This is a genomic window from Streptomyces sp. NBC_01808 (assembly GCF_035917395.1).
Classification (GTDB): domain Bacteria; phylum Actinomycetota; class Actinomycetes; order Streptomycetales; family Streptomycetaceae; genus Streptomyces.
The window spans coordinates 378,330-395,429 of record NZ_CP109072.1; the positions used below are offsets into that span (position 1 = coordinate 378,330).

Annotated in this window: 1 protein-coding gene; it reads left to right on the top strand. The window is 73.0% G+C overall.

Annotation, left to right across the window (positions count from 1 at the left end; all coding sequences use genetic code 11):
- Nucleotides 1–33: 33 nt before the first annotated feature.
- A complete protein-coding gene (locus tag OG946_RS01505) occupies nucleotides 34–17,073 on the top strand; it encodes an SDR family NAD(P)-dependent oxidoreductase (RefSeq protein WP_326794336.1) in 17,040 nt (5,679 codons plus the stop codon).
- Nucleotides 17,074–17,100 lie beyond the last annotated feature (27 nt).

Below are 17,100 nucleotides of genomic sequence, written 5' to 3' on the forward strand. Positions count from 1 at the left end.
ACCTCTCCGCGCCTCGACAAGGAGCTTGCGCTGATGAAGAACGAGCAGAAGCTTCTGGACAATCTGAAGTGGGTGACCGCGGAGCTCCGCCAGGCCCGCCGGCGCCTCGGCGAGGTCGAGTCGAAGTCCACGGAGCCCATCGCCATCGTGTCCATGGCCTGCCGCTACTCCGGCGGCGTGGCCTCGCCCGAGGACCTGTGGCGGATGGTGGCCGAGGGCCGCGACGGGATCGTGGAGTTCCCGGCCGACCGCGGCTGGGCCGAGGACCTGTACGACCCGGACCCGGCGGCTAGCGGCAAGAGCTACACGCGGATGGGCGCCTTCCTTCAGGGCGCCGAGCAGTTCGACGCGGAGCTGTTCGGCATCTCGCCGCGCGAGGCGCTGGCCATGGACCCGCAGCAGCGGCTGCTGCTGGAGACGGCCTGGGAGGCATTCGAGCGGGCGGGCCTGGACCCGGCAGGGGTGAAGGGCAACAGGACGGGCGTCTTCGCGGGGCTCAACTCCCAGGACTACCTGCTGCGCCTCTACCGCGCCACCGGCGACCTGGAGGGCTACGCGGCCACCGGCAGCGCCGGCAGCGTCGCCTCGGGCCGGGTGGCGTACACCTTCGGTCTCGAAGGCCCGGCGGTGACGGTGGACACGGCGTGCTCGTCGTCGCTGGTCGCGCTGCACCTGGCGGTCCAGGCCCTGCGCAACGGCGAGTGCGACAGCGCGCTGGCGGGCGGCGCCACCGTCATGTCCAGCCCGTCGGCCTTCACGGTCTTCTCGCGGCAGCGCGGCCTGGCCGCGGACGGCCGCTGCAAGGCGTTCGCCGACGCGGCGGACGGTACGGCCTGGGGCGAGGGCGTCGGCCTGGTGCTGCTGGAGCGGCTGTCGGACGCCCAGCGGAACGGGCACAAGGTGCTGGCGGTGCTGAAGGGCTCCGCCATCAACCAGGACGGTGCGTCGAACGGGCTCACGGCGCCGAACGGGCCGTCGCAGCGCCGGGTCATCGAGCAGGCACTTTCCAACGCCAGGCTGAACGCGGGCCAGGTCGACGTGGTCGAGGCACACGGCACGGGTACGACGCTGGGCGACCCGATCGAGGCGCAGGCGCTGCTCGCGACGTACGGGCGCGAGCACTCGGCCGAACGGCCGCTGTGGCTGGGCTCGGTGAAGTCGAACGTCGGCCACACCCAGGCCGCGGCCGGGGTGGCGGGCGTCATCAAGATGGTCGAGGCCATGCGGCACGGTGTGCTGCCGCCCACGCTCCACGTGGACAAGCCGTCAAGCCACGTGGACTGGGAGTCGGGCACCGTCGCGCTGCTGACGGAGACGCGGGAGTGGCCGCAGACGGGCGAGCCGCGGCGGGCGGCGGTGTCGTCGTTCGGCATGAGCGGCACGAACGCGCACCTGATCCTGGAGGCCGCGCCGGTTGCGGCACCGGACGAGGCAGCGCCGGGCGACGGGGAGACGTCCACGGAGGCGGCGCCGGAGACGGACGCGGTGTCGAACCCGCCGGTTCCGGTGGTGGTTTCCGCCCGTTCGGCGGCGGCGCTGGCGCAGTCGGCCGGGCGTCTTGCGGCGTACGTCGAGGAGTACCCGCGGGTCGAGGTGGGTGCGCTGGCGGCGCGGCTGTGGTCCGGGCGGGCGAAGATGGAGCACCGCGCGGGCATCGTCACCGCCGACCGCGACGAGCTGGTGCAGGCGCTGACCGCGCTGGCCACGGGTGCGGCGCACCCGGCCCTGGTGACCGGTCCGGGGTCGGTGGAGGCGGGGAAGACGGCGTTCGTGTTCCCGGGGCAGGGCTCGCAGTGGACCCGTATGGGGTACGAACTCGCCGCAGACGAGCCCGCTTTCGCCGCGCACCTGGCCGCGTGCCGGGACGAGCTGTCGCGTTGGTGCGACTGGGATCTCCTGGAAGTCCTGGCCAGCGAGGACGAGACGGCCCTCGACCGCGTGGACGTGGTGCAGCCCGCGCTGTTCGCGGTCATGACCGGCATCGCGCAGCTCCTGCGCCACCACGGCGTGGAACCGGACGCCGTGATCGGCCATTCGCAGGGGGAGATCGCCGCCGCGTACGTCGCCGGGGCACTGACCCTGCCCGACGCCATCGCCGTGGTGGCCCTGCGGGCACAGGCCATCACCCAACTCGCGGGCACCGGCACCATGGCCTCGTTCCCGCTGCCGCAGGACGAGTTGGGCGACCTGCCCGAGGGTGTCTACGTCGCCGCGATCAACGGTCCGCACACCACGATCCTCGCCGGCGAGACCCAGCCGTTGACGGACCTGGTCAACACGTACCAGGAGCGGGAGATCCGGGCGCGCCTGATCCCCGTGGACTACGCCTCGCACACCCCGCACGTGGAGGACCTGCGCGAGACGATCACCACGGACCTGGCCGAACGCGCCGGCATCGAGCCGATGGCACCCACCATTCCGTTCTACTCCACCCACACCGGCGCCCTGCTCACGCCGGACCAACTGCTGGACGCGGAGTACTGGTTCAACAACCTCCGCCACCCCGTCCACTTCCACACCACCCTCGAACAACTCCTCGACAACGGCCACTACACCCTCATCGAGTCCAGCCCCCACCCGGTCATGACGGCTGCCCTCGCCGACACCTTCGAGCAGCACGCCACCCCGGCCCGGCACCACGCCACCCTCATCCGCAACAACGGCACGCAGACCCGCTTCCTCGTCGCCCTGGCGAACCTCCACACCCACCACCACCCGATCGACCTCACCCCTCAACTCCCCCACGTCGACCGGTCCGGCGACCACCTGCCCGAGCTGCCCACCTACCCCTTCCAGCACCAGCCCTACTGGCTTGATGCCCCGACCCAGCTCACCAGCGCCACCGACCTCGGCCTGAGCAGCACCACCCACCCCCTCCTCAGTGCCGCCGTCCAGCTCGCCGACACCGGCGGCGCCGACGAGACCGGCGCCAGCACGATGGTGTTCACCGGCCGCCTCGGCCTCTCCACCCACCCGTGGCTCGCCGACCACGCCGTCGCCGGTACGGTCCTCCTCCCCGGCACCGCCCTCGTGGACCTCGCCCTGCACACCGGCGACCACACCGGCGCCACCCACCTCGAAGAGCTGACCCTGCACGCCCCGCTCACGCTCGACGAGACCGGCGCCCGCGACCTCCAGGTCACCACCACGCCGCTCGACGACGGCCAGGGCGGCCGGCAGGTCGCGATCCACTCCCGCGCCCACGCCGACGACGAGGCGGAGTCCGAATCCTGGACCTGCCACGCCACCGGCACGCTCACCGCGGAACCGGCCGACGCGGCCCAGTCGTTGGGCCAGTGGCCGCCGACCGGGGCACAGACGCTCGACGTCACCGAGCTGTACCCGCGGATGGCCGCGGCCGGCTACGGGTACGGGCCCGCCTTCCGCGGCGTCACCCGGGCCTGGCAGCACGCCGACGGCACCCTCCACGCCGAGATCGCCCTCCCCGGTGACGCCGACGCCGACGGGCACACCATCCACCCCGCGCTCCTCGACGCCGCCCTCCACCCCCTCGCCCTCCGCGCCCTCGGTACGGGCGACGCCGTGAAGGACGAGGCGCGGGAGCTGCGGCTGCCGTTCGCGTGGAGCGGTGTGTCCGTCCACGCCACCGGCGCCACCCACCTCCGCGCCACTCTCACTCCCACCGGCGACCACGGCCACGACCTCGCCCTCCGTGCCTGGGACCCCACCGGCGCGCCCGTCGCCACGATCGCCGCGCTCAACACCCGGCCCGTCGACCCCACCGCTCTCACCACCGGCAGCGCAGACGACGGCGCCGCGACCCGCAACAGCCTCTTCCAGCTCGCCTGGACCCCGGCCCAGGCGCCGCAGGACGACTCCGACCGGATCGATCCCGGGCAGGTCGACCTCTACGTCGCCGCCCCGGCCGCCGACGACACCCCCGCCGCGGCCCACGCCGCGACCGAAGCCCTGCTCACCCACCTGCAGAGCTGGCTGGCCGACAACGACGAGACCGACCGCCGCCTCGTCGTCCTCACCCACCGCGCCGTCGCCACGGGCCCGGCGGAGGACGTCCACCTGGCCCACGCGCCGCTGTGGGGCATGGTCCGTACCGCGCAGAACGAACAGCCCGACCGCATCCACCTGCTCGACAGCGACACCGCGGTCGACGCCGGTGCCGGCTTCGCCGACGTGCCCCACCTCGGCGAGGCCCTCGCCACCGGCGAGCCGCAACTCGCCCTCCGCCACGGCCAGCTCCTCGTCGCACGACTCGTGCGCGCGACCGGCGCCGGCGGCGCGCTCGACGTGCCGGAGAGCACCTGGAAGCTGGCCACCGGGGGCGACGGCACGCTGGAGGCGGTCACCTGCCGGCCGATGCCGGCGTGGGACGAGCCGCTGGCCGCCGGGCAGGTCCGCGTACAACTGCACGCGATCGGCCTCAACTTCCGCGACACGCTCATCGCCCTGGGCATGTACCCGGGCGACGCCCCGCTGGGCAGCGAGGGCTCCGGCGTCGTGACCGGCGTCGCCGACGACGTGACCGACTTCGCCGTGGGCGACCGGGTGATGGGCGTGATGATCGACGGCGCGGGCTCCCACGCCGTCACCGATCACCGGCTGCTCACCACCGTCCCCGAGCAGTGGGGCTTCACCCAGGCGGCCGGGATTCCGGTGGCCTTCCTGACCGCGTACTTCGCGCTCAAGGACCTGGGGCGGCTGGAGGCCGGCGAGTCGCTGCTGCTACACGCGGCGACCGGGGGCGTCGGCTCCGCCGCGCTCCAACTCGCCCGCCACTTCGGCGCCGACGTCTACGCCACCGCCAGCCCCGGCAAGCACCACCTGCTGTACGCGCAGGGTCTGGACGAGCACCACATCGCGTCCAGCCGGAGCCTGGGCTTCGAGGACCACTTCCGCACCCACGGCCCGGACCAGGGCGTGGATGTCGTCCTCAACGCCCTCGCCCACGAGTTCACCGACGCCTCCCTGCGCCTCGTACGCCCCGGCGGCCGGTTCATCGAGATGGGCAAGACCGACATCCGCGACCCGCAGGCGGTCCAGGCCGAACACGGCGCCGAGTACCGGAACTTCGACCTCATCGAGGCGGGCCCCGACCGCATCCAGCAGATCCTGGCGCACCTGACCGAGCTGTTCGCCGAAGGTGTGCTGACCCCGCTGCCCACCACCTCGTTCGACGTACGGCAGGCTCGCCAGGCCCTGCGCTACCTCAGCCAGGCCCGGCACACCGGAAAGCTGATCCTGACCCTCCCCCGGCCGCTCGACCCGAACGGCACCGTGCTCATCACCGGCGGCACCGGAGTCCTCGCCGGACTGACGGCACGTCACCTCATCAACGAGCACGGCGTACGCCACCTCCTCCTGGCCTCCCGCAGCGGCCCCGACCACCCCAACGCCACCGCGCTCCGCGACGAGTTCACCGGGCTCGGCGCCCACGTCACCCTCGCGGCCTGCGACGTCACCGACGCCGACGCCGTACGCACCCTCGTCGGCTCCATCGGCAACGACCACCCGCTGACCGCCGTCATCCACACCGCGGGCGCGCTGAACGACACCGTCCTCACCCAGCTCACCCCCGAGAACCTGCACCCCGTCCTCGACCCCAAGGTCGACGCCACCCACCACCTGCACGAGGCGACCCGGCACCTGCCCCTGGCCCACTTCGCCGTCTACTCCTCCGCCGCCGGCACCCTCGGCAACCCCGGCCAGGCCAACTACGCCGCCGCCAACGCGTACCTCGACGCCCTCGCCCACCACCGCACCCGGCTCGGCCTGCCGACCACCAGCCTCGCCTGGGGCTACTGGAAGCAGGCCACCGGCCTCACCGGCCACCTCAGCGACAACGAGGTCCGCACCGTCACCCACGGCACCACCCCGCTCGAAGCGGACCACGCGTTCCGCCTGTTCGACGCGGCCCTCGCGGGCCCCGAGGCGTACCAGCTCTGCCTCCCCCTCAACCCCGCCGCGCTGCGCACGGCCCCCCGCCTCCCCGCCCTCCTGCGCGACCTCGTCCCGCGTCCCGCCCGCCGCGTCGCCGCCTCTTCGGCCGCCGCCGACGGCAACGCGCTCGCCGAGCAGCTCGCCGCGCTCCCCGAGGCGGAGCAGGAGCGCCGGCTGCTGGATCTCGTACGCAGCAACGTGGCCGCGGTCCTCGGCCACGGCACGCCCGACGCCATCGACCCGCAGCGGCCGTTCAAGGAGCTGGGCTTCGACTCGCTGACCGCCGTCGAGCTGCGCAACCGCCTCACGAACGCCACGTCGCTGCGCCTCCCGGCCACCCTGATCTTCGACCACCCGACGCCCCAGGCGCTGACCCGCCACCTTCTCGGCCAGTTCCTCGACACCGGGTCCCTCACCGCCCGGACCCCGAGCCGCGCCGGCGCCGTGGCCGCGAGCGACGACCCGATCGCGATCGTCTCGATGGCCTGCCGCTACCCCGGCGGCGTACGCGACTCGCGGGCGCTGTGGGACCTCGTCAGCACCGGCCGCGACGCCATCGGCGACCTCCCGACCAACCGCGGCTGGGACCTGGAGAACCTGTACGACCCGGACCCCGACGCGACGGGCAAGGTCTACACCCGCCACGGCGCGTTCCTGCACGACGCCGACCTGTTCGACGCGGACTTCTTCCACATGAACCCGCGCGAAGCGCTGGCCACGGACCCACAGCAGCGGCTGCTGCTGGAGACCTCGTGGGAGGCGTTCGAGCGGGCGGGCATCGAGCCCGCCACGCTCCAGGGCAGCAACACCGGCGTGTTCGCGGGCGTCATCTCCCAGGACTACCTGCTGCGGCTGCACCAGAACCCGGAGGGCCTTGAGGGCTATATCGCCACCGGCAGCTCGGGCAGCGTGGCGTCCGGCCGGATCGCGTACACCTTCGGTCTCGAAGGCCCGGCCATGACGGTGGACACGGCGTGCTCGTCGTCCCTCGTCGCCCTGCACCTGGCCATGCAGGCGCTCCGAAACGGGGAGTGCGATCTCGCGCTCGCCGGCGGCGCGACCATCATGGCCACGCCGGGCACCTTCCAGGTCTTCTCGCGGCAGCGGGGCCTGGCCGCCGACGGCCGCTGCAAGCCCTTCGCCGACGCGGCGGACGGCACCGGCTGGGGCGAGGGCGCGGGCCTCATCCTGCTCGAACGCCTCTCGGACGCGCAGCGCAACGGGCACACGGTCCTGGCGGTGCTCAAGGGCTCCGCGATCAACCAGGACGGTGCGTCGAACGGTCTCACCGCGCCCAACGGCCCGTCGCAGCAGCGGGTCATCGAGCAGGCCCTGACCAACGCCGGGCTGGCCGCGGAGCAGATCGACGTGGTGGAGGCGCACGGTACGGGTACAACGCTGGGCGACCCGATCGAGGCGCAGGCGCTGCTTGCCACGTACGGGCAGGCGCACACCGAGGAGCGGCCGCTGTGGCTGGGCTCGGTGAAGTCCAACATCGGCCACACCCAGGCCGCGTCCGGTGTCGCGGGCGTGATCAAGATGGTCGAGGCCCTGCGGCACGGCAGGCTCCCGCAGACGCTGAATGTGGATCGCCCCTCCACCCACGTGGAGTGGGACACCGGCCACGTCGCGCTGCTGACGGAGACGCGGGAGTGGCCGGAGACGGGCGAGCCGCGGCGGGCGGCGGTGTCGTCGTTCGGCATGAGCGGCACGAACGCGCACCTGATCCTGGAGGCCGCGCCGGTTGCGGCCCCGGCCCCCGAGTCCGAGGAGGCCGGGCCCGGCTCGGGCGTCGCGATGCCGGTGGTGGTTTCCGCCCGTACGGCGGGCGCGCTCGCGCAGTCCGCCGAGCAGCTTGCGGCGTACGTCGAGGAGCACCCGCGGGTCGAGGTGGGTGCGCTGGCGGCGCGGCTGTGGTCCGGGCGGGCGAAGATGGAGCACCGCGCGGGCATCGTCACCGCCGACCGCGACGAGCTGGTGGAGGCGCTGACCGCGCTGGCCACGGGTGCGGCGCACCCGGCGCTGGTGACCGGTCCGGGGTCGGTGGGCGCGGGCAAGACGGCGTTCGTGTTCCCGGGGCAGGGCTCGCAGTGGACCCGTATGGGCTATGAGCTGGCCGCAGACGAGCCCGCTTTCGCCGCGCACCTGGCCGCGTGCCGGGACGAGCTGTCGCGTTGGTGCGACTGGGATCTCCTGGAAGTCCTGGCCAGCGAGGACGAGACGGCCCTCGACCGCGTGGACGTGGTGCAGCCCGCGCTGTTCGCGGTCATGACCGGCATCGCGCAGCTCCTGCGCCACCACGGCGTGGAACCGGACGCGGTCATCGGCCACTCGCAGGGGGAGATCGCCGCCGCGTACGTCGCCGGAGCGCTGACCCTGCCCGACGCCATCGCCGTGGTGGCCCTGCGGGCACAGGCCATCACCCAACTCGCGGGCACCGGCACCATGGCCTCGTTCCCGCTGCCGCAGGACGAGTTGGGCGACCTGCCCGAGGGTGTCTACGTCGCCGCGATCAACGGTCCGCACACCACGATCCTCGCCGGCGAGACCCAGCCGTTGACGGACCTGGTCAACACGTACCAGGAGCGGGAGATCCGGGCGCGCCTGATCCCGGTGGACTACGCCTCGCACACCCCCCACGTCGAGGACCTGCGCGAAACCATCCTGAACGATCTCAGCGAGCGGGCCGCGATCAAGCCCGTGGCCCCGGCCATTCCGTTCTACTCGACCCACACCGGCGCCCTGCTCACGCCGGACCAACTGCTGGACGCGGAGTACTGGTTCAACAACCTCCGCCACCCCGTCCACTTCCACACCACCCTCGAACAACTCCTCGACAACGGCCACTACACCCTCATCGAGTCCAGCCCCCACCCGGTCATGACGGCTGCCCTCGCCGACACCTTCGAGCAGCACGCCACCCCGGCCCGGCACCACGCCACCCTCATCCGCAACAACGGCACGCAGACCCGCTTCCTCGTCGCCCTGGCGAACCTCCACACCCACCACCACCCGATCGACCTCACCCCGCTCCTGCCGGGCGCCGAGGACTCCGCCGAACTGCTGCCCGAGCTGCCCACGTACCCCTTCCAGCGCGACAGCTACTGGATCCAGACCTCGGCGCAGCTCACCAGCGCCGGCGACCTCGGCCAGATCAGCAGCGCCCACGCGCTCCTCAGCGCGGCCGTGCAGCTCGCCGAGGGCGGCGAGGACTCGGCCGCCGGTGCGCAAGGCCCGTACGCCACCACCGTGTTCACCGGCCGGGTCAGCCTGAGCACCCACCCCTGGCTCGCCGACCACGCGGTCACCGGCACCGTGCTGCTCCCCGGCACCGCCCTCGTGGACCTCGCCCTGCACACCGGCGACCACACCGGCGCCACCCACCTCGAAGAGCTGACTCTCCAGGCACCGCTGGTGCTGGACGAGAGCGGCACCCGCGACCTCCAGGTCACAGCGAGTCCCGAGGCGGGAACCGAGGACGGCGGCCCCGGCCGCTGGCAGGTCACCATCCACTCCCGGCCGCACACCGACGACGCCGAGCCCGAGCCCTGGACGTGCCACGCCACCGGCACCCTCACCGCCGAACCGGCCGAGGCACCCCAGCCGCTCACCCAGTGGCCTCCCGCAGGGGCAGAGCGGCTCGACATCGCGGACCTCTACGCCCGGATGGCGGCGGCCGGTTACGAGTACGGGCCCGCCTTCCAGGGCGTCACCGCCGCCTGGTCGCACCCGGACGGCACCCTCCACGCGGACATCAGCCTCGCCGAGGACGCCGACACCGCGGGGCACACGATCCACCCCGCGCTGCTCGACGCCACCCTCCACCCGCTCGCCACCCGCAACCTCGGCGAAGAGGGCGACGCGGCACAGGGGTTGCGGCTGCCGTTCGCGTGGAGCGGTGTGTCGGTCCACGCCACCGGCGCCACCCGGCTTCGCGCCACCCTTGTGCCCACCGGCGAGCACGGCCACGACCTCGCCCTCCACGCCTGGGACCCGACCGGCGCGCCCGTGGCCACCATCGCCGCCCTCAACACCCGGCCCGTCGACGCCACCGCGCTCAACAGCGGCGCCCAGGCGGGAGCTGCCACCCGCAACAGCCTCTTCCACCTCGCCTGGAGCCCCACCACGGCCGCTCCGGTGGAGCAGGTGGATCTCGACCAGGTCGACGTGTACGTCGCCGTGCCTGCCGCCGAGGACACCCCGGCCGCGGCGCACATCGCGACCGAGGCGCTGCTGACCCACGTCCAGAACTGGCTGGCCGCCAACGACGCGACCGACCGGCAGCTCGTCGTCCTCACCCACCGGGCCGTCGCCACCGACCCGGCAGAGGACGTCCACCTGGCGCACGCGCCGCTGTGGGGGCTGGTGCGTACCGCCCAGAACGAACAGCCCGACCGTATCCGCCTCATCGACAGCGACACCGCGGGCATCAACGCCGACGCGGCCGACGTCCCGCACCTCGCCGAAGCGCTGGCCACCGGCGAACCGCAACTCGCCCTGCGCAACGGTCGACTGCTCACCCCGCGCCTGACGCGGTCCACCGCCACCGACGCCGAGGCCCGGCCCCTCAACCCCGAAGGCACCATTCTGATCACCGGCGGCACCGGCGGTCTCGCGAGCCTGACGGCACGTCACCTCGTCACGGAGCACGGCGTACGCCACCTCCTGCTGGCCTCCCGCAGCGGCCCCGACCACCCCAACGCCGGCACGATCCGCGACGAACTCACCGAACTCGGCGCCCACGTCACCGTCGCGGCCTGCGACGTCGCCGACGCCGACGCCGTACGCACCCTCGTCGACTCCGTCGATGAACAGCACCCCCTCACCGCGGTCATCCACACCGCCGGGGCGCTCAACGACGCCACCCTCACCCAGCTCACCCCGGAGACGCTGCACCCGGTCCTCGCCCCCAAGGTCGACGCCGCGTACCACCTCCACCAGGCCACCAAGGACCTGGACCTCGCCCACTTCGTCGTCTATTCCTCCGCCGCCGGCACCCTCGGCAACCCCGGGCAAGCCAACTACGCCGCCGCCAATACCTACCTCGACGCCCTCGCCCACCACCGCACCCGGCAGGGCCTTCCCACCACCAGCCTCGCCTGGGGCTACTGGAAGCAGGCCACCGGCCTCACCGGCCACCTCAGCGACAGCGACGTCCGCAACGTCACCCACGGCACCACCCCGCTCGACACCGAGCACGCGCTCCACCTCCTCGACACCGCACTCACCACACCCCACCCCCACCACCTCTGCCTCCCGGTGACCCCGTCCGCCCTCCGCACCCCGGACCGGCTCCCCGTCCTCTTCCGCGGCCTGGCCGCCCGGCAGACCCGACGCACCGCCGCCTCCTCGGCCGCGGCCGACGGCAACGCGCTCGTGGAACGACTCGCCGCGCTCGCCGAGCCGGAGCGGCAGCACAAGGTCGTCCTCGACATCGTCCGCAGCAACATCGCCGCGGTCCTCGGCCACGGCACCGCGGAGACGATCGACCCGCACCGCCCGTTCAAGGAGCTGGGCTTCGACTCCCTCACCGCCGTCCAGCTCCGCAACCAGCTCACCACCACCACCGCACTCCGCCTCCCCGCAACCCTGATCTTCGACCACCCCACCCCCGACGCCCTCACCCGTCACCTCCTCGGCCGGCTCCTCGACACCGCGCCCGCCACCCCCCGCGCGCTCACCACCCGCACCGTCACCGACGACGACCCCATCGCGATCGTCTCCATGGCCTGCCGCTACCCCGGCGAGGTCCGCTCCGCGGACGACCTGTGGCGACTGGTGGCCGAGGGCACGGACGCGGTCTCCGAGTTCCCGGTCAACCGCGGCTGGGACCTCGACAACCTCTACGACCCGGACCCGGACGCGACGGGCAAGACGTACACGCGCCACGGCGCCTTCCTGCACGACGCGGACAGGTTCGACGCGGACTTCTTCCACATGAACCCGCGCGAGGCCCTGGCCACCGACCCGCAGCAGCGGCTGCTGCTGGAGACCGCCTGGGAAGCCTTCGAGCAGGCCGGCATCGACCCCACGAGCCTGCGGGACAGCAACACCGGCGTCTTCACCGGCGTCATCTACGCCGACTACGGCCCGCGTCTGATGCACCGGACCCCGGAGGGCTTCGAGGGCTACCTCGGCAACGGCAGCGCCGCGAGTGTGGCATCGGGGCGGGTGGCGTACACCTTCGGCCTCGAAGGTCCTGCCATGACCATCGACACCGCCTGCTCGTCGTCCCTGGTGGGCATGCACCTCGCCGCGCAGGCGCTGCGCAACGGCGAGTGCGACCTCGCCCTCGCCGGCGGCGTCACCGTGATGTCCACACCCTCCGCGTTCCTGGAGTTCTCCCGCCAGCGCGGCCTGGCCGCCGACGGCCGCTGCAAGCCCTTCGCCGACGCGGCGGACGGTACGGGCTGGGGCGAGGGCGCGGGTCTCGTCCTCCTGGAGCGCCTGTCCGACGCCCAGCGCAACGGGCACCAGGTGCTCGCCATCCTGCGCGGCTCGGCCGTCAACCAGGACGGCGCCTCCAACGGCCTCACCGCCCCCAACGGTCCGTCGCAGCAGCGGGTCATCGAGCAGGCGCTGGCCAGCGCAGGGCTGACTGCGGGTCAGGTCGATGCGGTGGAGGCGCACGGTACGGGTACGACGCTGGGCGACCCGATCGAGGCGCAGGCGCTGCTGGCCACATACGGCCAGGCGCACAGCGAGGAACGCCCGCTGTGGCTGGGCTCCATCAAGTCCAACATCGGCCACACCCAGGCCGCGGCCGGTGTCGCGGGTGTCATCAAGATGGTCGAGGCCCTCCGCCACGGGCACCTTCCCCAGACCCTGCATGTCGATGAGCCGTCCAGGCACGTGGAGTGGGACACCGGCCACGTCGCCCTCCTCAGCGAGGCGCGACCCTGGCCGGAGACGGGTGAGCCGCGGCGCGCGGCGGTCTCGTCGTTCGGGATCAGCGGCACGAACGCGCACGTGATCCTGGAGGCCGGCACGGCGCAGTCCCCGGCGGCGAAGCCGGAGCCGAGCGCCGACGCCGAGTCGGCGGCAGAGCCGACGCCGGTGCCCGTGGTGGTCTCGGCCCGTACGACGGCTGCGCTCGCGCAGTCGGCCGAGCGGCTGGCGTCGTATGTCGAGGAGCACCCGCACGTCGAGGTGGGCGCGTTGGCGGCGGGGCTGTGGTCGGGGCGGGCGAAGCTGGAGCACCGCGCCGGCATCGTCACCGCCGACCGCACCGAACTCCGTGAAGCCCTCACCGCCTTGGCCACCGGTGCCACGCACCCGGCTCTGGTCACCGGCCTGGGCTCGGTCGAGACCGGCGGCCGGCTGGCGGTGATGTTCTCCGGGCAGGGCAGCCAGCGCCCCGGCATGGGCCGTGAGTTGTACGAAACCTTCCCCGCCTACGCCGAGACCTTGGACCAGGTCTGCGCGGCGCTCGACCGGCACCTCGACACCGAGGTCCCGCTACGGGAGGTGATGTTCGCCGAACCCGACAGCGAACACGCCGCCCTCCTTGAGACCACGCTCTACACCCAGCCCGCCCTCTTCGCCCACCACGTCGCCGGCTACCGGCTGCTCCAGACGACCGGCGTCGAGCCCACCGCGCTCATCGGCCACTCCATCGGCGAACTCTCCGCCGCCCACCTCACCGGCACCCTGCCCCTCGCCGTAGCCGCCGACATGGTCGCCACGCGAGCGAAGCTGCTCCACACCCTGCCTGAGGGCACCGGCATGCTCGCTGTGCAGTCCGCACCCGAGCCCCTGGGCGCGTACCTGGACCGGCACGCAGAGGTGGAGATCGCGGCGTACAACTCCGAGGTCTCCACCGCCCTCGCCGGACCCCTCGGCGCACTCGAAGAGCTGGCCCGGGAACTGACCGAGGCGGGCATCCGTACCAAGGCGCTGAAGGTCGCGCACGCCTTCCACACCGCTCACACCGAGCCGATCCTCGACACCTTCACCGACCACCTGACAGACCTCTTCGCCCACCACACCCTCGGCGACGCCAGCATCCCCGTCATCTCCAACGTCACCGGCCAGCCCGCCACCAACGACCAGCACCACGACCCCCACTACTGGGCCCAGCACATCCGCCAACCCGTCCACTTCCACCAAGGCGTCACCCACCTCACCGAGACCGACGGCATCAGCCTCTTCACCGAACTGGCACCCCACCCCACCCTCACCCCCCACCTCCCGTCCGGTACGAAGCGCACCCCCCACCTCCCGGACGAGACCCGCACCCACCTCGCCACCCTGGTCAGCCTCCACACCCACCACCACCCCACCGACCTCACCCCCCACCTCCCCGACACCGTCGGCGACTTGCCGAGCCTGCCCACCTACCCCTTCCAGAGCCGGCCCTACTGGCTCGACCTCCCCGCGCAGGTCACCAGCGCCACCGACCTCGGCCAGGCGACCACCACGCACCCTCTGCTGCACGCCGCCGTCCAACTCGCCGACGGCACCGACGAGCACGCCTCGACCACGGTGTTCACGGGCCGGGTCAGCCTGAGCACCCACCCGTGGCTCGCCGACCACGCCGTCGCCGGTACGGTCCTCCTCCCCGGCACCGCCCTCGTCGACCTCGCCCTGCACGCCGGCGACCACGCCGGTGCCGCCCATCTCGAAGAGCTGAGTCTCCACGCCCCGCTGACGCTCGACGAGGCAAGTACCCACGACCTTCAGGTCACCGCCTCCGTCCGGGGCGGAACGGACGGCGACGAGAACGAAGGCGTCAGCCGGTGGCAGGTCACCATCCACTCCCGCCGCCACACAGCAGACGACACCGAGCCCGAGCCCTGGACGCACCACGCCACCGGCACCCTCACCACCGAACCGGCCGCACCGGCTACGCCGCCGGCGCAGTGGCCGCCCGCGGGGGCGGACCCCGTGGACGTCACCGACCTCTACCCCCGCCTGCTGGCGGCGGGTTACGAGTACGGGCCCGTCTTCCAGGGCGTCACCGCCGCCTGGGTACACCCCGACGGCACGCTCCACGCCGAGATCGCCCTGCCCGAGGACACGGACACGACCGGCCACGCCGTCCACCCGGCCCTGCTCGACGCCGCCATCCACTCCCTCGCCACCCGCACACTCCACGCGGACGGCGGCGCGAGCGGCAAGGCTGAGGAACTGCGGCTGCCGTTCGCGTGGACCGGGGTGTCCGTCCACGCCACCGGCGCCACCCAGCTACGCGCCACCCTCGCCCCCACCGGCGAGCACGGCCACGACCTCGCTCTTCACACCTGGGACCCGGCCGGCGCTCCGGTGGCCACGATCACCGCTCTCCACACCCGGCCCGTCGACGCCACCGCGCTCACCGGCGGCCCCCACGCGCACACGGCCACCCGCAACAGCCTGTTCCACCTCGCCTGGCGCCCCGCCGACCTCAAGCAGGAGCAGGATCAGGCGGACCTCGGGCAGATCGACGTGTACGGAGCGGCCCCGGCAGAGGAGGACTCCCCCGCCGCGGCCCACGCCGCCGCGGAAGCCCTGCTGACCCGCCTCCAGAGCTGGCTGGCCGACAACGACGAGACCGACCGCCGTCTCGTCGTCGTCACCCACCGCGCCGTCGCCACCGACCCGGCCGAGGACATCCACCTCGCCCACGCACCGCTGTGGGGCATGGTCCGTACCGCCCAGAACGAGAACCCCGACCGCATCCACCTCATCGACACCGACACCGCGGTCGCCAACTCCGACGCCGCCGACGTCCCGTACCTCGCCGAAGCACTGACCACCGGCGAACCCCAACTCGCCGTCCGCAACGGCCAGCTACTCACCCCGCGTCTGACCCGCTCCACCGACGACGCCGCGGCGGAGCCCCGGCCGCTCCACCCGAACGGCACGGTGCTGATCACGGGCGGCACCGGCGGTCTCGCAAGCCTGACGGCACGTCACCTCATCACCGAGCACGGCGTACGCCACCTCCTGCTGGCCTCCCGCAGCGGCCCCGACCACCCCAACGCCGGCACGATCCGCGACGAACTCACCGAACTCGGCGCCCAGGTCACCCTCACCGCCTGCGACGTCACCGACACCGACGCCGTACGCGCCCTCGTCGGCTCCATCGGCGACGACCACCCCCTCACGGCCGTCATCCACACCGCGGGCATCCTCAACGACACCGTTCTGTCCAAGCTCACCCCCGACGATCTGCACCCCGTCCTCGCCCCCAAGGTCGACGCCGCGTACCACCTCCACCAGGCCACCAAGGACCTGGACCTCGCCCAGTTCGTCCTCTTCTCCTCCGCCGCCGGCACCCTCGGCAACCCCGGCCAGGCCAACTACGCCGCCGCCAACACCTACCTCGACGCCCTCGCCCACCACCGCACCAGGCTCGGCCTGCCGACCACCAGCCTCGCGTGGGGCTACTGGGAGCAGGCCACCGGCCTCACCGGCCACCTCACCACCACCGACATCCGCTCCCTCACCCACGGCACCACCCCCCTCACCACCGAGCACGCGCTCCACCTCCTCGACACCGCGCTCACCACACCCCACCCCCACCACCTCTGCACCCCCCTCAACCCCGGCGCCCTCCGCACCGCTCCCCGACTCCCCGCGCTCCTCCGCGACCTCGTACCGGCCCCCCGCCGCACCGCCGCGCGGACGCACGGTGCGCAGCCGCCGGGGACGGACCTGGCCGCACGGCTCCGGGCGCTGCCGTCGGAGGGGCGGCAGAAGCTGCTGCTCGACGTCGTGTGCAGCGCCGTCGCCGCGGTCCTGGGACACGGCGGCGCGGACGCGATCGATCCGTACCGCCCGTTCAACGAGCTGGGTTTCGACTCGCTCACCGCCGTCCAGCTCCGCAACCGCCTCACCGAGGACACCGCGCTCCGTCTGACCTCGACGCTGATCTTCGACTACCCCACGCCGAACGATCTGGCCCGGCACGTCGGCGAGAGCATCGGCGTCGACGAAGCGAGCCCCGAGAACTCCTTCCTTGCGGAGATCGACAAGCTCGAACTGACATTGATCGAACGTTCCGCGGAGGACGCCGGGCGGGTGAAGGTGACCCGCCGACTCCAGGCCCTCCTCACCCGCCTCAACGAGACCGCACGCACGGCACCGGAGGGCGAGGACATCGAGACGAAGCTCCGGTCCGCGTCCAACGACGAACTCTTCGACCTGCTCGACAGCGATCTCGACCTTTCCTGACCCCGGCGGCGCCCGCGCCGCCCCAGC